We start from the raw sequence: 23651 nt of genomic DNA, 5'->3' as shown, positions 1-23651 counted from the left end.
ATAGAAAAAAGCTGAGAAACTCTTCCCAGCTTTATTTGTTATAGTCAAAGTGGATGACTTGCTCCTGTGCATCTACATAGGCGTGAACGCCAAAGGGAACAATAGCTCTTGGAGTTGCGTGTCCGACATTCAGATTATAGACAATCGGGATATTGCTGTCAATGATATCCAATAGTACTTCTTTATAGTCGTCATAGAAAGTTTCATCCATAGGTTTCCCGACCAAGAGTCCGCTGATGACCTCGAATATCCCAGTGTCCTTCAAAGTCCGCAACATCTTTTTGAAGTCTTCTGGCTTAGGTTTTTCTTCGCTTGTTTCTAGCAAGAGGATTTTTCCTTCCCAGTCTGACAAGTCAGGGAAGAGTTTGTACTTTTGGCAGAGGTCCGTGCTATCTGCGTATCGAGAATTGTCAAAGATATCGTAGAGAGATTCGAGGCAACCACCGAGGACTTCCCCTTCGAATTTGGCATTTCCTTGCAACAAGACAAAACCAGTATTTGCATGACTGACACGAGGTGTTCCCAGAGCCTTGGGACTGAAGTCAGTTCGTTCCTCATACCAAACGTCACTAGGGCGGATTTCTGAGATTCTTCCCGTCTCGATCAATTCTTTAAAGTAGTGAAGGCTATAGGTCAGCATTTCCTTATCCAATTCACAAACGTCTGCCAAAAAGGATTGACCATAAAAAGTTTTAACACCTAGTTTATGCAACATGAGATGGTTCATGGTTGTATCTGAGAAGCCAAGAAAAATCTTCTGTTTGATAACCTTTTCTAGTTGGTTATTTTCAAAAAGGTAGGGCAACAAACGATAGGTATCGTCTCCACCGATGGCACATAGGATCATGTCGATGCTATCATCAGAAAAGGCCTGCATTAAATCCTCCGCACGCGCTTCAGGGTGGACCTTGACAAAGTCTAAGCCTTTTAACGAATGGGGCAAAAAGATAGGATTGAGTCCCAGATTCTTGAGACGTTGGACACCCAAGTCCACTTCGTGTTTGACAAAATCCTCTCCGGTAATGCCACTAGATAAACTAACAATACCAATAGTAGAAACCATATCTTATCCTCCTAGAAATAGATTGATACTCTTCGAAAATCTCTTCAAACTGCGTCAACGTCGCTTTGCCGTATGTATGGTTACTGACTTCGTCACTTCTATCCACAACCTCAAAACAGTGTTTTGAGCTGACTTCGTCAGTTCTATCTACAACCTCAAAGCAGTACTTTGAGCAACCTGTGGCTAGTTTCCTAGTTTGCTCTTTGATTTTCATTGAGTATAAGCCTATTTTATCACAAAAGATAAGAGAAAGCTATGTGGGTTTCCAGAAGAATGCTTTTAAATCAGGAAAGCAGTAAAAAAGCAACCGCACCTGCAGTTGCTTTTATCATTCTTCTTAATAACGTGTTGGTCCTGCACTTGCACTGCGGATGTTCAAGCGTTTCTTGAGATAGAAGCGAAGGGCTAGGAGGACTGCTCCGATAATAGCTAGTGGCAATGGAGCAAGTACTGGGTTAAGGCTAGCTGGTAGGAAGCTTGTTGCAAAGAAGACAAGCAACCAAAGGAACATAGAAGCTAGGATAACTAGTACAGATTTCCAGAAAGGTGGACGTTGACTGCGGTCCATATCTGGTCCATAGTATTGGTAAACAAAGTAGTACATCAAGTAGAAGGCAAACCCACCAACCAGTCCAACTAATAGGAGGGTAATCAAACCATAGCCGAGAGCTTGATCTGCGGCAAAGAAGGTTGTGAGGGCGCTGACGAGGGCAAAGAGGCTGGTGATGAAAAGGGCTGAGTCCATAATCATGAGTTTTGGATCGTCATTTTCTTTTGGATGCTCTTTTTCGTATTGCTCCTTGACAGTGAAACTATGAGCCCAGTGGGTTGGTGCGCCGTAAAGGGAACGAGCGGTCGTACCTTTGGCTTGCTCTTCAAGGATTTGTGGAATAACTTCCTCAAAAATAGCCTTAATTTCAGCGTCTGTCTTACCATCTTTGATAAATTGTTGGGTAGCGATGTGGACAAACTCTTGGTTTTTCTTAGTTAATTTTTGTAAATCAATCTGAGACATAGGGATTCCTCTTAGAACCATTTTTTATGGATGAGATAGAGAGTGAGCGAGACACTTATAGCAAAGGCGATAAAGACGATTAACCAGAAGGCGTGTGGCTCACCGTTCAGAGGGATTTCATTATCCTTAAAGTTCATCCCGTAGGCAGAAAAGACCATGGTTGGGATGGACATGACGATGGTCACAAGGGCCAAGGTTTTCATAATGTTGTTCTGATTGTTGGAAATGATAGAGGCAAAGGTCTCTGTCATAGAATGCAAGACGTTTCCATAAATGTCTGCCATCTCGATGGCCTGTTGGGTTTCAATCAGGGTATCTTCAAGCAGGTCTTCGTCCTCAAGGTATTTCTTGATATTGCTGGTTGAGCTGGTCAATTTCTTAATCACACGCTCATTTGTTTTGAGGGAAGCCTTGAAATAGACGATGGTTTTTTCCAATTCCATGAGCTCAATCAATTCTTCATTACGAGTTGATTGATGCAGTTGACTTTCGATTTGCTCACTCTTACGGTCGATTGAACGAAGGGCTGTTAGGTAAAGCTCTGCATTGCGATACAGAATCTGGAAGATAAAACGCGAACGCATGAAGGTATAGAAATTACGCAAACGACGGTTGATAAAGACATCGAGGACCGGTAATGGTTCCAAACAAGTAGTGATGATGGTTTCCTCTGTGATGATAATACCAAGCGGGATGGTTACGTAGTAGGTGCGATTATTTCTTTCTTCTGTGACCGGCACGTCAACGATAATCAGGGTGTACTCGTCTTCAATCGTAATACGAGACATTTCTTCCGCATCGAGCGGTGCTCGAAGGTCGGCAATATCAATATCGAAGGCGTTAGCGATTTCGAGTGATTCATTTTGAGTCGGATTGACGAGATTGATCCAAGTACCCGGTTCAAGCGTATCGATCTCTTTAAATTCAGTTGTTGTAGAGAGAAAAACTTGTTTCATACCCCTTATCCTTTCTCATTTTTCAGATTTTTTCACACCGTACTATTATACTACAAATTCAGCCTTTTGGGTAATAGAATCTCACTTTTTTTGGTATAATGGTAAGCAATAATGAACTAGAAAGAACAAAGATGCAAGATAAAATTGTCATTCATGGGGCGCGTGCCCATAATTTAAAAAATATTGATGTGGAGATTCCGCGAGACAAGCTAGTTGTTGTGACTGGTTTGTCAGGGTCTGGGAAATCCAGTCTGGCCTTTGATACCCTTTATGCGGAGGGACAACGTCGCTATGTAGAGAGTCTATCAGCCTACGCTCGCCAGTTTTTGGGCAATATGGAAAAACCAGATGTGGATGCCATTGATGGTCTCAGCCCAGCTATTTCCATCGATCAAAAAACGACTAGCAAAAACCCTCGTTCGACCGTGGGAACCACGACTGAAATCAATGACTATCTGCGTCTCCTCTATGCACGTGTGGGGACGCCTTACTGTATCAACGGGCATGGAGCTATCAAGGCTTCTTCGGTGGAGCAAATTGTGGATAAGGTTTTGGAGCTACCAGAACGCCAGCGCCTGCAAATCTTAGCTCCTGTCATCCGCAAGAAAAAAGGGCAACATAAGAGTGTCATTGAAAAGGTTCAGAAAGACGGCTATGTCCGCGTCCGAGTGGATGGGGAGGTCTATGATGTGACCGAAGTCCCTGAGCTGTCCAAGAGCAAGCAACACAATATTGATGTTGTGGTTGACCGTATTGTCATCAAGGAAGGCATCCGTAGCCGTCTCTTTGATTCCATTGAGGCTGCCCTTCGTATCGCAGAAGGTTATGTCATTATCGACACTATGGACGACTCTGAGTTGTTGTTCTCTGAGCATTATGCCTGTCCAGTTTGTGGTTTTACTGTCCCAGAGTTAGAGCCTCGTCTCTTTTCTTTCAATGCTCCTTTTGGCTCTTGTAGTGAGTGTGACGGCTTGGGCATCAAGCTGGAGGTGGATACTGATTTGGTAGTGCCAGATGCCAGCAAAACCTTACGTGAGGGAGCGCTGGCACCTTGGAATCCTATCTCATCTAACTACTATCCAAATATGCTAGAGCAGGCTATGACAGCTTTTGGAGTGGATATGGATAAGCCTTTTGAGGACTTGTCAGAAGAGTATAAGAACTTGATTCTCTATGGGTCAGATGGCAAGGAATTCCATTTCCACTATGAGAATGAATTTGGTGGTGTGCGCGATATTGACATTCCTTTTGAGGGAGTTGTCAATAATATTAAGCGTCGCTATCACGAGACTAATAGTGACTACACGCGCACCCAGATGCGTCTCTACATGAATGAGCTGACCTGCGGAACCTGTCACGGCTATCGTCTCAATGACCAGGCCTTGTCTGTCCGTGTGGGTGGCGAGCAAGGGCCACATATCGGAGAAATTTCAGACCTGTCTATCGCTGACCACTTAGACTTGGTGAGCCAGCTAACCTTGTCTGAAAATGAAGCCATCATTGCTAGGCCTATTCTCAAGGAAATCAAGGATCGTTTGACCTTCCTTAATAACGTGGGTCTTAACTATCTAACCCTGTCACGTTCGGCAGGAACCCTTTCAGGTGGGGAAAGTCAGCGTATTCGTTTGGCAACTCAGATTGGTTCTAACTTATCAGGTGTCCTTTATATTCTAGACGAGCCGTCAATCGGTCTTCACCAGAGGGATAATGACCGTCTGATTGCCAGTCTCAAAAAGATGCGTGATTTGGGCAATACTCTCATCGTGGTGGAACACGACGAAGATACCATGCGTGAGGCGGATTATCTGATTGACGTTGGTCCGGGTGCCGGTGTTTTTGGTGGAGAGATTGTTGCTGCAGGAACGCCCAAACAGGTGGCTCGCAACAGCAAGTCTATCACTGGTCAGTACTTGTCAGGAAAAAGAGCGATTCCAGTGCCAGCAGAGCGCCGTTCCGGAAATGGTCACTTTATCGAGGTGACGGGAGCGCGTGAGAACAACTTGCAAAATATCACCGCTCGCTTCCCACTAGGAAAATTCATTGCAGTGACGGGGGTGTCAGGTTCAGGGAAATCAACCTTAATCAACAGCATCCTCAAAAAAGCCATTGCCCAGAATCTCAACCGCAATTCAGACAAGCCTGGTAAGTTTAAGACGATTACAGGGATTGAGCATGTAGACCGCTTGATTGACATTGACCAGAGCCCTATCGGACGGACTCCAAGGTCTAACCCTGCTACCTATACGGGAGTTTTTGACGATATACGTGACCTCTTTGCCCAGACTAATGAAGCCAAGATTCGAGGCTACAAGAAGGGGCGTTTCAGTTTCAACGTTAAGGGTGGTCGTTGTGAAGCCTGCTCAGGTGACGGGATTATCAAGATTGAGATGCACTTCTTGCCAGATGTTTACGTGGCTTGTGAAGTTTGCCATGGGACTCGCTACAACAGTGAAACCCTTGAAGTTCACTACAAGGAAAAAAATATCTCGCAGGTTTTGGACATGACCGTCAACGATGCGGTGGAATTCTTCCAACACATTCCCAAGATTCAACGCAAACTTCAGACCATCAAGGATGTGGGGTTGGGCTATGTAACGCTAGGGCAACCGGCTACTACCCTTTCTGGAGGAGAAGCTCAGCGTATGAAGTTGGCTAGCGAACTCCATAAACGCTCGACAGGAAAATCTTTCTACATTCTGGATGAGCCAACGACAGGGCTTCATACCGAGGATATCGCTCGCTTGCTTAAAGTCTTGGCTCGCTTTGTTGACGATGGCAATACCGTCCTCGTTATCGAGCACAATCTGGATGTCATCAAGACGGCAGATCATATTATTGATTTGGGACCTGAGGGCGGTGTCGGTGGTGGAACCATCATCGCAACAGGAACACCAGAGGAAGTAGCGGCCAATGAAGCCAGCTACACAGGACACTATTTGAAAGGAAAGTTACATCATGAATAAACGTGTACAAGCATTTCTCGCTAAAATGCAAGAAAAAGAACTAGATGGAATCATTATCAACAACCTTAAAAACGTCTATTATTTGACTGGTTTTTGGGGTTCAAACGGAACAGTCTTCATCAGCCGTGACCGCCAGGTCTTGGTGACAGACTCTCGCTATATCATTGCAGCCAAGCAAGAAGTAACAGGTTTTGAAATTGTGGCTGACCGTGATGAATTGGCTGTCATTTCAGGGATTGTTAAGGATATGGGCTTGTCTCGCATCGGTTTTGAGGACGAGATTTCGGTCTCTTATTACCACCGTATGCAAACTGCTTTTGAAGATTTGGAACTAGTTCCACAGGCTCAGTTTGTGGAAGCGCTTCGTATGATTAAGGATGAGAAGGAGATTGCGACTATTCGCAAGGCTTGTTCTATCTCAGACCAAGCTTTCCACGATGCACTTGACTTTATCAAACCTGGAAAGACTGAGATCGAAATTGCCAACTTCCTTGACTTCCGTATGCGGGAGCTAGGAGCATTTGGCTTATCCTTTGATACAATCCTAGCAAGTGGTATCAACTCTTCCAAACCCCATGCCCATCCAATGCACAAACCAGTAGAGCTGGGAGAAGCAATTACCATGGACTTCGGCTGTCTCTACGATCACTATGTCAGCGATGTGACACGGACTATCTATCTAGGCCATGTCAGCGACGAGCAAGCAGAAATCTATAGCACAGTTTTGAAGGCTAACCAAGCTCTGATTGACCAGGCTAAGGCAGGATTAGGTTTCCGTGACTTTGACAAAATTCCTCGTGATATTATCATCGAGGCAGGCTATGGTGACTACTTTACCCACGGTATCGGACACGGTATTGGACTAGATATTCACGAAGAACCTTACTTTAGCCAAACTTCCAAAGAAGTCATTAAATCTGGTATGGTCTTGACTGATGAACCGGGTATCTATATTGAAGGTAAATACGGGGTTCGTATTGAAGATGATATCCTGATTACAGATAATGGTTGTGAGTTATTGACACTTGCTTCAAAAGAATTGATTGTTATCTAAAAAATGAGATAAATCATTGACTTTTATATTTTAAAGGTTTATACTGAAAGACGAAAACGGTAGGTGAGGCTACCATAGGGATACGGATGACTACCGCAAAGCAGTGGAGACACTACTCGTTGGTCAACAGTCCTGGTCGCGAAGGCCAAGACTAAGCTCATTTCATTGCCCTATGGAGTTAAAGCTTGAACGAAAAAACAGATAATTAGTTTTTTAATCCTGCCATTTTATGGCAGGATTTTCTACTGTTTTAGAATAGGGAAAGGAGACAGACGATGCAAATTGACGACCACCCAGAACCGCACATACACAGCCAATCGCTGATTTGTGTCGTTCTGCCCTCATAAAGTGATTGGTCTCTGTGTATGAAACACATCATTCATACAGATAGGAGAAACCAATGAAAACTACAAAAGAAAGATTAGCAGCAGCTATTCATACACCTTTAAACGAAACTCTATCTTTTTACAAGGCAAGTCTAACAGGCTTAACTGAGAAACAGATAGAAAAGAATCGTGATTTATATGGTGAAAACACCATCACCAAGGGTTAAGAAGACAGTATCCTTAAAAAGATTTACGAATCTATTATCAATCCATTTACAATCATCCTCCTCGTCATCGCTATAATCTCCATGGTGACCAATGTCTGGTTGGCGAAGCCTGGACAAGAAGATCCGACGACCTCTATCATCATCGTCGTTCTCGTTCTAATCTCTGGTGGCATACGCTTTGTCCAAGAACTGCGAAGTGACAAAGCTGCGACCAATCTATCAAAAATGATTGTCAACACAGCGACTGTCATTCGTCAAGGAGAAATCCAAGAAGTACCTATCGATGATTTGGTAGTGGGTGACGTGGTTAAATTGAGTGCTGGGGATATGATTCCAGCAGACCTCATTTTAATTGAATCACGTGATTTCTTTGTTCAACAGTCTGGTTTGACAGGTGAAAGTGATTCGGTTGAAAAATTGACCTTGACCAAGGCAACAGTTCAACAATCTGATAGTCTGCTAGAAGCAGAAGCGCTCGCCTTTATGGGAACCAATGTCTTGTCTGGTAGTGCCAAGGCTGTGGTTTTAGCAGTTGGTGATGACACCATGATGGGGAAATAGAGCAGACTCTCTATACTTATGACGAGCCCACCTCTTTCGAACGGGATATGAACAGTATCTCCTGGTTTTTAATCCGTTTGATGTTGGTCATGGTTCCCATCGTATTTCTTTCCAATGGTTTGACGGATGGAGATTGGTTAGAGGCTGGCGTATTTGCTTTGAGCGTAGGAGTTGGGCTTACACCTGAGATGCTTCCCATGATCATCACGGCCAGTCTAGCAAAAGGCTCCATTATCATGGCCAAGGAAAAAGTCGTCATTAAAAAACTCAATGCCATCCAAGATCTAGGTGCTATTGATATCCTATGCACGGATAAAACCGGAACCCTTACCCAAGACGAAATTGTCCTTGAATATCCTTTGGATATACATGGAGATTTGGATTTATCTGTGTTGAGACGAGCCTACCTCAATTCCTATTTTCAAACCGGTTTGAAAAACTTGATGGACCGTGCCATTATCAGTAGAACTGAAAAAGAAGCTAAAGAACACGCTATTCTACAAAAATTGGAAACTAGCTTTCAAAAAATAGATGAATTGCCCTTTGATTTTGAACGCAGACGGATGAGTGTCATCGTCAAGGATGAGAACGAAGTTGTTAGTTTGGTAACCAAGGGTGCCCTAGAGGAAATGCTTGCGATTTCAACCCATGTGGAATATAAAGGTCAGATTAGCCCTCTGACGGATGATATCCGAGTGGAAGACCAACTCAATCAACAGGGCTTACGAGTCTCGGGAGTCGCCTATAAAACAGGCTTAAAGGAAGGTTTTGCTTACTCTGTTGAAGATGAAAAGGAGATGATTCGAACAGGATATCTTGCCTTCCTAGATCCACCAAAACCATCAGCAGTACCTGCTATCCAAGCTTTATTAGAGTATGGTGTTCAAACCAAGATCTTGACTGGGGATAATGAGAAGGTAACCCAAGCAGTATGCGAAAAAGTTGGTTTAGACGTTAATCAAATCTTGTTGGGTTCTGATATTGATGCTATGGCGGACGAAGAGTTGGCCCAAACAGTTGAACATGTGACCGTCTTTGCCAAACTCTCTCCGGATCAAAAAGCACGAATCATTTTACAAATTAAATCTAATGGACATTGTGTCGGCTATATAGGAGATGGGATCAATGATGCCCCTTCCATGAAAGTCGCAGATGTGGGGATTTCTGTTGATACAGCAGTAGATATTGCTAAAGAAACAGCTGATGTTATCCTACTTGATAAGGATCTCATGGTACTTGAAAAAGGACTTGTTGAAGGGCGTAAGGTCTATGCCAATATGACCAAATATATCAAGATGACGGTCAGCTCTAATTTCGGGAATATTCTCTCGCTCTTAGTGTCTGGTATCTTTTTACCTTTCCTCCCTATGGCTCCGATTCACTTGATTGTGTTAAACCTAGTCTATGACCTTTCTTGATACCCTTGCCATTTGATAATGTGGATGAAGACTTTTTGAAGCATCCTCATAAGTGGGAAGCCAAGTCTATTACTCGCTTTATGATTTGGATGGCTCCGATTTCTTCTGCCTTTGATATTTTGACCTTCATTTCGCTTTATTTTATCATTGTACGCATGACGACAGGTCATGCCTATGTTCATGGAGCAGAGTCGGCCGTAGGCTTTATTGTCTTGTTTCAGACAGGTTGGTTTATCGAGTCCATGTGGTCCCAGACCATGGTTATTCATATGCTGCGTTCAGCCAAAATTCCCTTTTTACAAAGTCGTCCAGCTTGGCTAGTCCTTGTGACAACCTTATTGGCTGCAGCCTTTGTGACCTTCCTTCCCTATTCTGCAATTGCTAACCTCCTTCGTTTAACCCCTTTGAAACCAATTTATTTCCTCTTTTTGCTTTTGATAATTATTCTTTATATGATAAGTGTTACAATTGTGAAACGAATCTATATCAAAAAATTTAGAAGTTGGTTATAAATTGAATTTGTCAAGAAAAAAGTACGAAAATCGCGGAAAAGTTAAATTTTTTTAAAAATAGGTCGCAAGTCGGATGCTTTTTATGGTATAATAGACTAAACTGATAGTAACATGTAGCGAAAGGGGTAGGTACATGATCAAAATTTATACAGTCTCAAGTTGTACTAGCTGTAAAAAAGCGAAAACCTGGCTCAATGCCCACCAGTTAAGTTATAAAGAACAAAATCTCGGTAAAGAAGGAATTACAAGAGAAGAGTTATTAGATATTCTCACGAAAACAGATAATGGAATTGCCAGTATCGTTTCGTCAAAAAACCGCTACGCTAAGGCACTTGGAGTTGACATCGAGGATTTGAGTGTCAATGAAGTGCTCAACTTAATCATGGAAACACCACGGATCTTAAAGAGTCCGATTCTCGTTGACGAGAAGCGCCTGCAAGTCGGCTATAAAGAAGATGATATCCGTGCCTTCTTACCACGCTCTGTCCGTAATGTAGAAAATGCAGAAGCGCGTCTACGTGCAGCTCTATAAAACATCAAGGCTGGGAGTGACTCCTGGTCTTGTTTGCTCTTTTGTTTTGAAATCATGTGAGGAATTATGAAAAAGTTACTAATTGCTAGTTTTGCTCTCCTCTTTTTGCTTGCGGGATGTGGGCAAAAAAAGGAAACTTCTGTTGCTTCTACAACAGCATCTGAACCTCTCCAATCAAATCTTCCCGTTTTAGACAATGCCGAAAAGAATACGGTTGTCACCAAGACCCTGTTGATGCCGAAGTCAGAAAATGGAACGCAGCAGATTCAGACTATTACCTATAAAGGCAATCAATTTTTGACCTTGACTATTCAGCAAAAACGACCTGTCGGGGATGAACTCAAGACCTTTATCTCTGAAAATGGCCTAGAGGAGACGCAAAAAGCGGTTCTAGAAGCTGAAGAGAAGGATGAGACCATCCAAGAGGCGCGCAAACTAGCAGGATTTACACTGGAAACCAAGCTACTCAGCGAGACAGAAATCCAGACTACAACGACTTATGATTTTCAAGTATTGGATGTCAAAAAGGCATCTCAGCTAGAATATTTAAAAAATATCGGTCTTGAAAATCTCTTAAAAAACGAACCTAGCCAATATATCGCAGATAGAGTGGCAAATGGGGCGACAGAACAATAGAAAATCCAAATAAATAGACTGACTTATTTGTAGAACGTCAGGGAATGTGCTATAATAGTACTATTCTAAGGAAAGAGGGTGTTAGAATGGGATTTACTGAAGAAACTGTGCGGTTTAAATTGGATGATTCCAATAAGAAAGAAATTAGCGAAACGTTGACAGATGTTTATGCTTCTTTGAATGACAAAGGCTACAATCCGATTAACCAGATCGTCGGTTATGTATTGAGTGGAGACCCTGCCTATGTTCCTCGTTACAACAATGCACGAAATCAAATCCGTAAGTATGAGCGTGATGAGATTGTTGAAGAATTGGTACGCTACTACCTTAAGGGACAAGGAGTCGATCTATAATCTATGAGAATTATGGGATTGGACGTCGGTTCAAAAACAGTAGGGGTGGCGATTAGCGATCCCCTAGGCTTCACCGCTCAGGGACTTGAAATCATCCAAATCAATGAGGATCAAGGTCAGTTTGGTTTTGACCGTATCAAGGAATTGGTTGACAGCTATAAGGTGGAACGCTTTGTAGTAGGTCTGCCTAAAAATATGAACAATACCAGCGGTCCGCGAGTAGAAGCTAGTCAAGCCTATGGAGCAAAATTAGAAGAACTCTTTGGTTTGCCAGTAGACTATCAGGATGAGCGTTTGACAACGGTCGCTGCGGAGCGTATGTTGATTGAACAAGCAGATATCAGCCGTAACAAACGCAAGAAAGTTATTGATAAGCTGGCTGCTCAGCTGATTTTGCAAAATTATTTAGATAGAAAATTTTAAGACAGAGGAGAAACTATGTCACACGATCACAACCATGACCACGAAGAACGTGAATTGATTACACTAGTAGATGAGCAAGGTAATGAAACCTTGTTTGAAATTCTTTTGACTATCGATGGGAAAGAAGAATTTGGAAAAAACTATGTTCTGCTAGTGCCAGTTAATGCAGAAGAAGATGAAAATGGTGAAGTTGAAATCCAAGCCTACTCATTTATCGAAAATGAAGACGGAACAGAAGGCGAATTACAACCAATCCCAGAAGACTCAGAAGACGAATGGAACATGATTGAAGAAGTCTTCAACAGCTTTATGGAGGAGTAAAAACGTCCGGGGGACGTTTTTAGCCCAACTCCTAAAAATTGGAAGAGTTGGAACATCCAGTGGATGTTTTTAGCCCTGCGCCAGAAATTAGAAACGCAGGAACGTCTGGGGGATATTTTTACCCTTACGCTAAAAACAAAAAACCGTCAGTAAGTCCGGAGGTTGTTTTTAGTCCACGTTGAAATTCATAGTAGCTAGTGATTAGCTAACCAGGTAAGAGGTTGGGATTTTGTCCCGACCTCGCTTTTTATGTATGACGGGCATGCCGTCAGTCTGTGGTGAAAGTCCACGTAGGGCGTAGTTTCCGACGAACCTCATAGCAACTTGCAAGGTTATCATCGTGAGGTGATGGCGAGAAGAAGCAATAGCAAAATCGTAGCCTGACGTACAGAAACCTAATATCAAGGCTTACATAAAGGATGAGTGGGCATAAAGTCACAAAGTCCAAAAGGCAAACGTAACTGATGTAAGTAAATTAGGCAGGTAGATGAGGAAAGACTGACGACTTATCCCGTGAGGTCTCACAGAGGGAAAACCTAGTAACAACGAACTGTGAGAAGTCAGCAGAAGCCATAGTAGTGGGGAAGTTTCTGTAATGGAAATGGAGCGAAGGGCTGAACAATTCTAAAAGTCAAAGTGACTTAATCAAACTGAGTATATAAGTCCGACAAGAAACATAGTAGCAAAGACGTAACGGAGTGAACATTTCACAGGAGCTAGGACTAATATGTACAAAAGAAAATTAGGAAAGTGAGACAATCTATGGGACAACTAATGAACCAAATATTATCCAGAGAAAATATGAAAATGGCATACAAAAAGGTAAAAGCCAATAAGGGTGCCGGAGGCATAGATGGTATAAGCGTCGAAGATGTTAACAAATACCTCAAAGAAAACTGGATAGATATCAAAACGAAAATCCTGAAAAGGAAATATAAACCACAACCAGTACTCAGAGTAGAAATACCAAAACCAAACGGTGGAGTACGAAATCTTGGACTTCCAACAGTAGTAGATAGAATCATAGAACAAGCAATTGCCCAAGTTCTAATACCAATGTTTGAGCCACAATTTAGTGAACATAGTTATGGCTTTAGACCAGGTAGAAGAGCACAACAAGCAATAGTAGAGCTACTAGAATATCTAAATGATGGATACACATACATAGTGGATATTGACCTAGAAAAATTTTTCGATAACGTACCACAGGACAAGCTTATGTACTTGGTAGGTAAAACGGTGAAAGACCCAGATGTAATATCTCTTGTAACTAAGTATCTAAGAGCAGGAGTTATGGTAAAAGGGAAATACGAAGAAACCACTATAGGAATTCCGCAAGGAGGTAACTTATCCCCTTTGCTTAGTAAGATAATGCTCAATGAACTATACAAAGAGTTAGAAGCACGAGGCTTGCACTTTGTTAGATATGCAGATGACTGTATAATAACCGTTGCAAGCAGTGCAGCTGCAAATAGAGTGATGCATACGGTCACATCGTGGATAGAGAGGAAGCTAAGCCTTAAGGTAAATGCTACTAAATCCAAAGTCACAAAACCAACAAGGCTCAAGTACCTAGGATTTGGCTTTGTGAAAATGAATGGAAAATGGGAAGCCAGACCACATAAAGATTCAATAAACAGATTCAAGAGAAAGCTCAAGAAACTAACCTATCGTTCGTGGTCAGTGCCTATGGACTAGAGGATACTGAGATTAAATCAGGTGATAAGAGGATGGATAAACTATTTTAGGATAGGTAAGATGAAACAAAATATGACTAAAATAGACAAACATCTTCGTAATCGTATGAGGATAGTTATATGGAAACAATGGAAAACTAGCAAGAACAGGATGTGGGGACTAAGAAAGCTAGGTGTACCAGAGTGGATGGCTAGACAATCCGTAGGATTTACAGACTATTATCAGGCGGCAGCCAAAACAGCGGGACTTCGCAAGATAACAAAAGAAATCCTCGCAAAACGAGGACTCATTAGTTGTTTAGATTACTATTTGAATTGAACCGCGGAGTGCCGAACGGCACGCTCCGTGGTGTGAGAGGGAGGAGAAAGTCCTCCCTACTCGATTTGTAATCATACTTTGATGCGGTAGTTGAGTGGACTTTTGTTAAGGAGATATGTATGTTTGAAGTAGAAGAATGGCTTCATAGTCGAATTGGTTTAAACTTTAGATCTGGACTTGGACGAATGCAGCGAGCGGTGGATTTGCTGGGGAATCCTGAGAGGACTTATCCTATTATCCACGTAACAGGGACTAACGGTAAAGGGTCAACTATTGCCTTTATGAGGGAGCTATTCGTAGCTCATGGTAAAAAAGTTGGCACCTTTACCTCTCCTCATATCATCAGTATCCATGATCGAATCTGTATCAATGGGCAATCAATCGCAGATGAAGACTTTATCCGTATAGCTAACCAAGTTAAGGAGATGGAAAAAACTCTTTTAGAAACACATGATCAATTGTCTTTCTTTGAGTTGTTGACCTTGATTGCTTTGCTTTACTTTAAAGAGCAGGGAGTGGATCTAGTCCTGCTAGAGGTGGGGATTGGTGGTTTGCTTGACACGACTAATGTCGTAACATGCGAGATTGCAGTTATTACTTCGATTGGTCTAGATCATCAGGAGACCTTGGGCGATAGTTTGGAAGAAATAGCAGAGCAGAAAGCTGGTATTTTCAAGGCTGGAAAGAAGGCGGTCATTGCCAAGCTTTCTCCAGAAGCGGAGCTTGTCTGCCAAAGCAAAGCAAGAGAGTTAGATGTAGACCTTTACCAAGCTAGGCGAGACTTCGCTTTGAAAGCTGGGGATTTTTCAAGTAAGCTAGCAAGTTTTTCCCAGCTTGAAATTGGTTTGGAAGGTGCTTATCAGCAAGAAAATGCTTCCTTGGCTTTACAAACTTTTCTTCTGTTTATGGCATCAAGAGAGGAAAAAGTTGAAGAAGAGCTTGTGAGACAGGCCTTGAAGGAGACACACTGGGCAGGTCGATTGGAACGGATTCGTCCACAGATCTATCTAGATGGGGCTCACAATCTTCCAGCTTTAACTCGTCTGGTCGAGTTTATCCAGGAGAAAATCCAGCAAGGTCACCAGGTTCGTGTCCTTTTTGGAGCTCTTAAACGCAAGGATTATCAAGGGATGCTAGGTTATTTAACGGATGTTTTGCCAGAGGTGGAAGTCAAGGTGACTGGCTTTGATTACCAAGGTTCTATAAAAGAAAGCGATGTTTCTGGTTATAAACTGGTTGACTCTTATCGTGATTTTATCAGCGAATTTGAAGAAAATGCCAATGATCAGGACTTACTTTTCGTGACGGGCTCACTCTACTTTATCTCAGAAGTACGAGCGGGTTTGGTGGGAGAGCATGAGATTAGTTGAGCTTCTAGACTTAAGTTGCTATACTGGAGATAGGAAAACTCGAAAACGATTTTAGAAATACATTAGCATAAAAGAAAGGGAATCGCTATGAAAACGAAAATATTCACACTTTCTATTGCTTCTTTAGCAATTCTTAGTCTTTTAGCAGCTTGTGAACCTAAGGAACAAGCACCTACCCAGCCATCTAGTCAACAGCAATCATCTTCTAGCGCTGCAACCAGTGCTAGTCAACCACAGGCACCCTCAAGCCAAGACACGACTGTAGCTCAACCGACTAACATCGATGGTACCTACACTGGAAAAGATGAGAATGACCAGATTACTCTTGTTGTAACAGGTAAAACTGGTACATGGACTGAGGTCGAGTCAGATGGAGATAAGGAAATCAACGTGTCATTATCGGTGATGATGTTAAAATTTACGCGGTTAATGGTAATCAAATGATTATTGATGACATGGACCGAGAGACATCAGACCGAGTAGTCTTAACGAAGCAATAATGAGTAAGTAAAAGTTCCAATGAGCTGAAATCTGTCTTTTTGGAGCTTTTTTTCTTGAAAAAGTGGCTGTCTGTTCTTTACTAACTTTTTGTTTAAAGCGCTTATAAAAATTTGTAAAACTTCTTATAAGGTCGTATACTTATGGTAAATAATCAAATAGCGCAAATACGCAGGAGGAAAATTATATGGCTACATTTTATGTTCCGGCAGTCAACCTTATTGGTAAAGGTGTTGTAAATGAAGTGGGTCCTTATATCAAGGAACTTGGCTATAAAAAGGCACTTTTGGTGACAGATAAGTTCATCGAAGGAAGTGACATTTTGCCTAAGGTTTTAAAACCGCTAGATGCAGAAGGAATCGAATATGTCATCTTTAGCGATGTAGAGCCAAACCCTACTTGTAAGAATGTCACAGATGGGGTTGCTGCTTTGGAAGAGCATGGATGTGACTTTATTATCAGTCTTGGTGGGGGCTCTCCACAGGATGCAGCTAGTTGTATCTCTATCATGGCTACAAATGGTGGAAAACCACAGGATTATGAGGGGCTTCATAAGTCTGCTAAAAAAGGCTTGCCAGTTGTGGCTATCAATACAACGGCAGGAACTTCTGCAGAAATTACCATTAACTATGTCATTACCGATGAAGAACGCAAGGTTAAGATGGTAATGGTTGATAAGAATAGCCTTGCCTTGATTTCTGTCAATGACCCTGAATTGATGATTTCAAAACCTCAAGCTTTGACTGCTGCTACTGGTATGGATGCTCTGACCCACGCTGTCGAAGCCTTGGTAACACCGGGTGCTTATGATGTGACCAAGAAACTATCTATTGGTGCTATTGAGCTTATCAAGGAATACCTTCCTCGTGCGGTAGCAAACGGACACGATATTGAAGCGCGTGAAGGTATGGTCAATGCCATCTTCCTTGGTGGTATGAGCTTTAATAATGCTGGTCTTGGCTATGTTCACTCAATGGCTCACCAACTCGGCGCAGTATATAACTTGCCACACGGTGTTTGCTGTGCCATGTTGCTACCAGTTATAGAACGTGAAAATGCTAAACGTGTACCAGAAGCTTTCCGCAATGTTGCCAAGGCCTTGGGACTTCATGTGGAAGGTAAATCAGACCAAGAATGTGCTGCCTATGCTATCGCTAAAATTGAGAAACTGTCTGAAACAGTAGGTATTCCTAAGAAACTGACTGAACTCGGTATCCAAGAAAAAGACTTTGACTTTGACTACCTTTCTAAGAATGCCTTGATTGATGCCTGTGCACCTGGAAATCCATTTATGCCAACTCTGGAAGAAACCATTGCTCTCTACAAAGAACTCTTCTAAATATCAAGTAGAGTAGAAGAGACTTATTCCTCAAAATACAAATAATATTGGAAAGAACTATCATTTTGGTAGTTCTTTTTAAGCCTCTTACTATCCTAGTTAAAAGTATAAAAAGGGATAGCGCATGATATAGTGAAGGAGTAGTTTAAGAATCTTGCAGTTCTTGGAATGGTTTGAATAGAAAAAGGTAAAAGGTTGCCATCTACCCCTAAACTGAGGTATACTAGTAGAAATATTAGTTTATTAAGCAGTTAAGGAGAATGTTAGAAAAGAAAGGAGATGTATGACAGCTAGAAAAATACAGCTACTCATGTCCAAATATGGTTTTAGCATTACCATTATGTTGGCAGAATTATTTATCGTTTTTGGTTTATTTCTCTATCTAGGGCAGATGGCTCCGATTGTCTGGATTATCCTAGTCATTTTAGTGAGTTTAGCGACCATTGTATCGATTGTCAATCGGTCCATGAATCCTGAGAGTAAGGTAACATGGCTGTTAGTAGCCTTTGTGCCAGTATTTGGCCCCTTACTCTATATCATGTTTGGAGAACGCCGTTCATCTAAAAAAGAAATGAAGCAGCTAAAGCAGCTCCAATCAATGGTTCACCGAGAGGATAATAGCAGAGCTCTCCGTTTGGAGTTAAAAGAGCAGGACAAGTCGGCTTATGGGGTTATCAAATCTCTCCTCAGCATGGACACGAATGCCGATGTCTATAATCGAACGGACACACAATTTTTTGCATCTGGTGAAAGTATGTGGCATCAGATGCTAGAGGATCTCAAAAAAGCCGAGAAGTTTATCTTTCTTGAATACTATATCATCGAAGAAGGTTTGATGTGGAATAGTATTTTGGAAATTTTGGAAGAAAAGGCAGCTCAAGGGGTAGAAGTGAAGCTCCTTTATGATGATATTGGTTGTATGGCAACCTTGCCTGGAGATTATACCATTCACCTTCGCGGTCGAGGAATTGAAGCCCACAAATTTAACAAGGTGATTCCGCGCTTAACCGTCGCCTATAACAACCGTGACCACCGTAAAATCATGATTATCGATGGTCAAATTGCCTATACAGGTGGTGTCAATCTGGCAGATGAATATATCAACCATATCGAACGCTTTGGTTATTGGAAGGATAGCGGTATTCGCCTGGATGGATCAGCAGTTAAGGCTTTTACTAGACTCTTTTTGTCAACCTGGTATATCAACCGTGGGGAAATTAGCGACTTTGACCAATACCATCTCGAGAATCAACCAAAAGATGGGATGGGGCTCTGTATTCCCTACAGTAGCGGGCCAAAACCCATCTACCGATCTCAGGTTGGAAAAACGGTCTATCAAAATCTTATCAATCAAGCTACAGACTACGTCTACATCACGACTCCCTATCTGATTGCTGACTATGATTTAACAGAAAGTATCAAAAATGCAGCTCTGAGAGGGGTAGATGTGCGAATTGTGACGCCTTGTATCCCAGATAAGAAGGTTATTCAGTTAGTTACCCGAGGAGCCTATCCAGACTTGTTATCTGCAGGGGTTCGTATTTATGAGTACAGCCCGGGATTCCTTCATAGCAAGCAAATGCTTGTCGATGGAGAGGCAGCTACTGTGGGAACCATCAATTTTGACTATCGGAGTTTGCTTCACCACTATGAAAATGCCGTCTTGCTTTATAGGACGCAGTCCATCATCGATATTGAAAGGGACTTCGAAGAGATTTTTAAAGTTTCTCAAGAAATTTATCCCCACACCATCAAAACAAGCTGGTATCAAAGCCTGATCAAGGAAATTGTCCAGTTGTTTGCGCCTATGCTCTAACTATCCATCAAGATCTAGCCCAAGGCTGGATCTTTTTTGTTTTCTTACGAATAGATAAGTAAAGGAGAAAACCATGCTTAATCTAGAAGATGATGATTTTATCAGAGAGTATAGAAATAGTCGATTTCACCGTTTTCGTGAAATCGAACGCTTTGCGCTATTGGATAAGAAATTCAGCAAATATCAATCCCAAGCTGACATTCCTGTAAGATTTTGATATACTAAAACAGATAAACTTAGAGGAGAAATTGAATGAATGTATACGGGAAAATAGATGAGAAAAAAGAAGAATCTTATTACCAAGACTGGTTCGTTCCAGAAAAGCGAGAAGGAGCTCCGATTCCCTTTTTTAGTATCTTGCTTTGGAGTTTAGCGGCTACAGCTATTTCTGTGGTTATCCCCCTTATTTTTGGTTTAGCAAGCCCGCAACAAAGTCAGGAACTTTATACCGGTTGGGCCTTGTATCAAAATGGTCAAATATATACAGATTATTTTGGGACTGAGGGATTGCTCTATTACCTGCTTACCTATCTTTCACAAGGCAGTATTCTGATTGCTTTGGTTGAGTGGTTGGCCTTGTTTGGAGCAGGTGTTTTTCTTTTTAAATCTGCGGATACTCTTACGGGCCGTGTAGAAGAAGCCAAGCAGCTTGTGTTTGTGTTTAATTTGTTGGTAGCAGGTCTCGCTTTTGGTGGTGGCTATGCTCTCTTGCTAGCCTTGCCTTTCCTATTTTATTCACTTAGCATTGTTACGAACTATCTAGCTTATCCAAACGATGACAAAGGATTTTTACGTGTTGGTATGAGCCTTGCTCTCGCTTTCTTCCTTGCGCCAATCCCAACAGCCTTATTTGCAGCTACACTAGCCTTGGGAATTATCGGTTTTAACTTAGGCAAAGGTCACTTTGTTCATGGCTTATATCAATTTTTTGCGTCACCCTTAGGCTTCTCACTCTTATTCTATCCTTTGGGCTACTATACAGTATTAACAGGTAGTTTTGGGGATGCCATTAGCCAGGTCTTGTATCCAGTAAATACTCTTAGCCTCTTTTCAAATGCACATTTGCTTGAAAATGCAGCCTTCTACGGCTTACTTGCTATTGGGCTAGGTTCCCTTAGTTTGCTCTTTTCTGGTTTATTCCAGTCAAAGCCAGCTAAGCAGTATTCCCTATCAATTGCTGCTAGTTTGGGCTTATTGCTTTCTTTGGGGCTCTTGGTTTTCTCAAAAGAACCTGTCAATGGTACACGTCTCGTTATTCTCCTTCCTTTCTTGACCCTACTCCTTCTGACAGGGATCAAAGAAAATGTTTCTGATGGAGGCAGTCGTCGTAGAAGAAGACGTGAGAAAAAAACCTCTTTCCTCAAAGGAAATTTCTATCTACCACTGATTGCCCTTGCCTACCTCATTGTTCTCCCTATCGCGAGTCGCTACCTTTCGCACCCGGTGACTTATCAGGAGAGAGAGCGACTTGCTAGCGTAGTCAAACAACAGACGAGTTCTGAAGAGCGTGTCTATGCATGGGATGATCGTCCAGATTTCTATCGTACAAGTGAACGCTTAGCACCGACCTCTCTAGTGACCCCAACACTTTATACTGCAAGTGACGAAAATAAAACCAAACTGATGAATGACCTGAAGGAGAATGAACCGAAGATGATTATGGTCAATCAAAAAGTTGCCTTGTGGTCAGATGTAGAGAGCTGGCTCAGTGAAAACTATGAGCTTGTTCAGACAGATACTAGCGAGTTTAAGCTTTATAAATCCAAATAACAAAATCAATATCTTGTGGAATTTTAAAAATTTTAGGATTTTTACCACAAGATATTGATTTTTATTTTTAGAGTGGTATAATACTTCATAGAACAACATTTTAGAAAAGAGCATGGATATGATTGTATTAGAAGAAAAGCTTGCAACCGTTCCCACCTTGTTCGTTGAAAAACGAGATGGTAGACGTGTAGTATTTGATGTAGACAAGATTGACAAGGCTCTCCACAAGGCGGCGGAAAAGGTTATGGACGTTACGCCTCTAGTAGAAAAACGCCTAAATGGTCTAGTTGAAAGAATCGTTACCGAAATTCACAGTCGTTTCCCTAAAGGTGTGAAGATTTATGAGATTCAGAATATCGTAGAACATGAACTTCTCGAAGCCAAAGAATATGCTTTGGCTGAGGAGTATATCACTTATCGGACACAGAGGGATTTTGAGCGCTCAAAAGCGACAGATATCAACTTTAGCATTCATAAACTTCTCAATAAAGATCAGGCAGTTGTCAATGAAAATGCCAATAAAGACAGCGATGTCTTCAACACTCAACGTGATTTGACAGCAGGGATTGTTGGGAAATCAATCGGATTGCAAATGCTTCCTAAGCACGTAGCCAATGCTCACCAAAAAGGGGATATCCACTATCATGATTTGGACTATAGTCCCTATACACCTATGACCAACTGCTGTTTGATTGATTTTAAAGGCATGTTGGAGAATGGCTTTAAAATTGGTAATGCAGAGGTAGAGAGTCCCAAGTCTATCCAGACTGCGACAGCTCAGATTTCGCAAATCATTGCCAACGTTGCTTCTAGCCAGTACGGGGGTTGTTCAGCTGACCGTATCGATGAAGTCTTGGCACCTTATGCAGAGAAGAATTACCAAAAGCACCTCAAAGATGCGGAAGAATGGGTCTTGCCTGAAAAACGGGATGATTATGCTTGGAAGAAAACCCAAAGAGACATCTATGATGCCATGCAATCTCTTGAGTATGAAATTAACACCCTCTTCACTTCAAATGGACAAACACCTTTTACTTCACTAGGTTTTGGTCTAGGGACTAGTCGTTTTGAGCGGGAAATTCAAAAAGCTATCTTGACCATTCGTATCAAGGGGCTTGGTTCAGAACACCGTACAGCCATCTTCCCTAAACTCATCTTTACGCTTAAAAGAGGCCTTAACTTGGAAGAAGGAACTCCAAACTATGACATCAAACAGTTGGCCCTCGAGTGTGCAACCAAACGGATGTACCCGGATGTCTTATCCTATGATAAGATTATCGAGTTGACTGGTTCTTTCAAGGTACCTATGGGCTGCCGTTCTTTCCTTCAAGGATGGAAGGATGAGAATGGTGGCGTAGAAGTCAATTCTGGTCGGATGAATCTAGGTGTTGTGACGGTCAACCTTCCTCGCATTGCCCTTGAGTCTGAGGGCGACATGAATAAGTTCTGGGAAATCTTCAACGAGCGTATGAATATCGCAGAAGATGCTCTAGTTTACCGTGTTGAACGGACCAAGGAAGCAACACCAGCAAACGCCCCTATTCTCTATCAGTACGGGGCCTTCGGACGCCGTCTTGGAAAAGACGAGAGCGTTGATCAGCTCTTTAAGAATCGTCGTGCGACAGTTTCATTGGGCTACATCGGTTTGTACGAGGTAGCGACAGTCTTCTTTGGAAATAGCTGGGAACACAATCCAGAAGCCAAGGAATTCACGCTGGATATCATTCGCGATATGAAACGTCGGGTAGAAGAGTGGTCTGACCAATATGGCTATCATTTCTCTATCTACTCAACACCGTCTGAAAGCTTGACAGATCGCTTCTGTCGCTTGGATACAGAAAAGTTCGGTTCTATTCCTGATATTACAGACAAGGAATACTACACCAACTCGTTCCACTATGATGTTCGTAAAAATCCAACACCGTTTGAAAAATTAGACTTTGAAAAAGTCTATCCGGAAGCAGGTGCATCAGGTGGCTTTATCCATTATTGTGAGTATCCAGTCCTCCAGCAAAATCCAAAAGCCTTGGAAGCTGTCTGGGACTATGCCTATGACCGTGTCGGCTATCTAGGAACCAATACTCCGATTGACCGTTGTTATAAGTGTGACTTTGAAGGGGATTTTGAACCGACAGAGAGGGGCTTTGCTTGTCCCAACTGTGGTAATAGCGACCCTAAAACAGTAGATGTGGTGAAACGAACCTGTGGCTATCTAGGCAATCCTCAAGCGCGTCCGATGGTCAACGGTCGTCACAAGGAAATCGCTGCGCGTGTGAAACATATGAATGGTTCAACGATTAAAATAGCTGGGCATCAAGTAACAAATTAGAAAGAAATGAAATGGGGAAATACCAATTAGATGATAAGGGACGTGCACAAGTAACTCGTTATCACGAGAAACACTCTAAGGGCGGAGCTGGTAAGAAAGAACGTTTGCTTAGCCTCAGAGAACAATTTTTAAACAAGAATAAGAAAAAATAAA

At 42.1% G+C, this 23651-nt stretch carries 18 protein-coding genes, 3 pseudogenes and 1 riboswitch; of the genes and pseudogenes, 17 read left to right on the top strand and 4 right to left on the bottom strand.

Annotated elements, in window-relative coordinates:
- Positions 1–31 precede the first annotated feature (31 nt).
- The 3 genes from OVN21_RS03930 to OVN21_RS03920 all read right to left on the bottom strand — a co-directional run bounded on the left by OVN21_RS03930 (position 32) and on the right by OVN21_RS03920 (position 3034).
- Positions 32–1063, bottom strand: coding sequence for a S66 family peptidase (locus OVN21_RS03930; protein WP_267247365.1), 1032 nt, complete (start codon positions 1061–1063; stop codon positions 32–34).
- Positions 1064–1400: 337 nt separating this feature from the next.
- On the bottom strand, positions 1401–2078 hold the full coding sequence (locus OVN21_RS03925) for a DUF1129 domain-containing protein (protein ID WP_267247364.1): 678 nt from the start codon (positions 2076–2078) through the stop codon (positions 1401–1403).
- An 11-nt stretch (positions 2079–2089) separates the two neighbouring features.
- Complete coding sequence (locus OVN21_RS03920) at positions 2090–3034, bottom strand: magnesium transporter CorA family protein (protein ID WP_267247363.1); 945 nt, start codon at positions 3032–3034, stop codon at positions 2090–2092.
- A gap of 131 nt (positions 3035–3165) precedes the next feature.
- Here OVN21_RS03920 and uvrA point away from each other — a divergent pair, with 131 nt between their 5' ends.
- Together uvrA and OVN21_RS03910 are read left to right on the top strand one after the other, a co-directional pair.
- Positions 3166–5997, top strand: coding sequence for an excinuclease ABC subunit UvrA (gene uvrA, locus OVN21_RS03915; RefSeq protein ID WP_267247362.1), 2832 nt, complete (start codon positions 3166–3168; stop codon positions 5995–5997).
- On the top strand, positions 5990–7051 hold the full coding sequence (locus OVN21_RS03910) for a M24 family metallopeptidase (protein WP_267247361.1): 1062 nt from the start codon (positions 5990–5992) through the stop codon (positions 7049–7051). Before uvrA ends, OVN21_RS03910 begins: the two co-directional genes overlap by 8 nt.
- A 53-nt stretch (positions 7052–7104) precedes the next feature.
- Positions 7105–7256: riboswitch (M-box (ykoK) riboswitch) on the top strand.
- An 8-nt stretch (positions 7257–7264) separates the two neighbouring features.
- Here the strand turns inward: OVN21_RS03910 and OVN21_RS03905 are convergent.
- Positions 7265–7396, bottom strand: coding sequence for a hypothetical protein (locus OVN21_RS03905; RefSeq protein WP_267247360.1), 132 nt, complete (start codon positions 7394–7396; stop codon positions 7265–7267).
- Between the two features lie 55 nt (positions 7397–7451).
- On the opposite strand from OVN21_RS03905, the pseudogene mgtA reads away from it, so the two are divergent.
- From mgtA to OVN21_RS03830, 15 genes and pseudogenes are all read left to right on the top strand, one after another.
- Positions 7452–10095 (top strand): annotated as a pseudogene (gene mgtA, locus OVN21_RS03900) (magnesium-translocating P-type ATPase).
- A 133-nt stretch (positions 10096–10228) separates the two neighbouring features.
- Positions 10229–10627, top strand: a complete 399-nt coding sequence (gene spx, locus OVN21_RS03895) for a transcriptional regulator Spx (protein ID WP_000591165.1) — start codon at positions 10229–10231, stop codon at positions 10625–10627.
- A gap of 66 nt (positions 10628–10693) precedes the next feature.
- Positions 10694–11263, top strand: a complete 570-nt coding sequence (locus tag OVN21_RS03890) for an SP0191 family lipoprotein (protein WP_267247359.1) — start codon at positions 10694–10696, stop codon at positions 11261–11263.
- 86 nt (positions 11264–11349) lie between these two features.
- Positions 11350–11616: an IreB family regulatory phosphoprotein gene (locus tag OVN21_RS03885; RefSeq protein ID WP_000507059.1), complete on the top strand. Its 267-nt coding sequence runs from the start codon at positions 11350–11352 to the stop codon at positions 11614–11616.
- 3 nt (positions 11617–11619) lie between these two features.
- Entirely contained in the window at positions 11620–12039 is a 420-nt protein-coding gene (gene ruvX, locus OVN21_RS03880; RefSeq protein ID WP_002876031.1) for a Holliday junction resolvase RuvX, read from the top strand.
- Positions 12040–12054: 15 nt separating this feature from the next.
- The gene (locus OVN21_RS03875; protein WP_000017624.1) at positions 12055–12360 is read left to right on the top strand and encodes a DUF1292 domain-containing protein; all 306 of its coding nucleotides are present in this window, start codon (positions 12055–12057) and stop codon (positions 12358–12360) included.
- A gap of 762 nt (positions 12361–13122) precedes the next feature.
- Positions 13123–14376: pseudogene (gene ltrA / locus OVN21_RS03870) on the top strand (group II intron reverse transcriptase/maturase).
- Between the two features lie 119 nt (positions 14377–14495).
- Entirely contained in the window at positions 14496–15746 is a 1251-nt protein-coding gene (locus tag OVN21_RS03865) for a bifunctional folylpolyglutamate synthase/dihydrofolate synthase (RefSeq protein WP_267247358.1), read from the top strand.
- Between the two features lie 87 nt (positions 15747–15833).
- A pseudogene (locus OVN21_RS03860) lies at positions 15834–16180 on the top strand (SP_0198 family lipoprotein); the annotation flags it as partial.
- 251 nt (positions 16181–16431) lie between these two features.
- Positions 16432–17583: an iron-containing alcohol dehydrogenase gene (locus tag OVN21_RS03855; RefSeq protein ID WP_267247357.1), complete on the top strand. Its 1152-nt coding sequence runs from the start codon at positions 16432–16434 to the stop codon at positions 17581–17583.
- A 283-nt stretch (positions 17584–17866) separates the two neighbouring features.
- Entirely contained in the window at positions 17867–19399 is a 1533-nt protein-coding gene (cls, locus tag OVN21_RS03850) for a cardiolipin synthase (protein WP_267247356.1), read from the top strand.
- A 73-nt stretch (positions 19400–19472) separates the two neighbouring features.
- Positions 19473–19616: a hypothetical protein gene (locus OVN21_RS03845; protein WP_000933184.1), complete on the top strand. Its 144-nt coding sequence runs from the start codon at positions 19473–19475 to the stop codon at positions 19614–19616.
- 35 nt (positions 19617–19651) lie between these two features.
- Positions 19652–21169, top strand: coding sequence for a damage-inducible protein CinA (locus OVN21_RS03840; protein WP_267247355.1), 1518 nt, complete (start codon positions 19652–19654; stop codon positions 21167–21169).
- 118 nt (positions 21170–21287) lie between these two features.
- Positions 21288–23498: an anaerobic ribonucleoside-triphosphate reductase gene (gene nrdD / locus OVN21_RS03835; RefSeq protein ID WP_267247354.1), complete on the top strand. Its 2211-nt coding sequence runs from the start codon at positions 21288–21290 to the stop codon at positions 23496–23498.
- Positions 23499–23509: 11 nt separating this feature from the next.
- Positions 23510–23650 carry a hypothetical protein gene (locus OVN21_RS03830; protein WP_000521621.1) on the top strand — a complete coding sequence of 47 codons (141 nt, stop codon included), beginning with the start codon at positions 23510–23512 and terminating at the stop codon, positions 23648–23650.
- Position 23651: the final 1 nt, after the last annotated feature.

The sequence above is a fragment of the Streptococcus sp. Marseille-Q5986 genome (assembly GCF_946902915.1).
Taxonomy (GTDB): Bacteria; Bacillota; Bacilli; order Lactobacillales; family Streptococcaceae; genus Streptococcus.
Note: the sequence above shows the minus strand (reverse complement) of the source record. Positions and strands in the feature narration are given on the sequence as shown.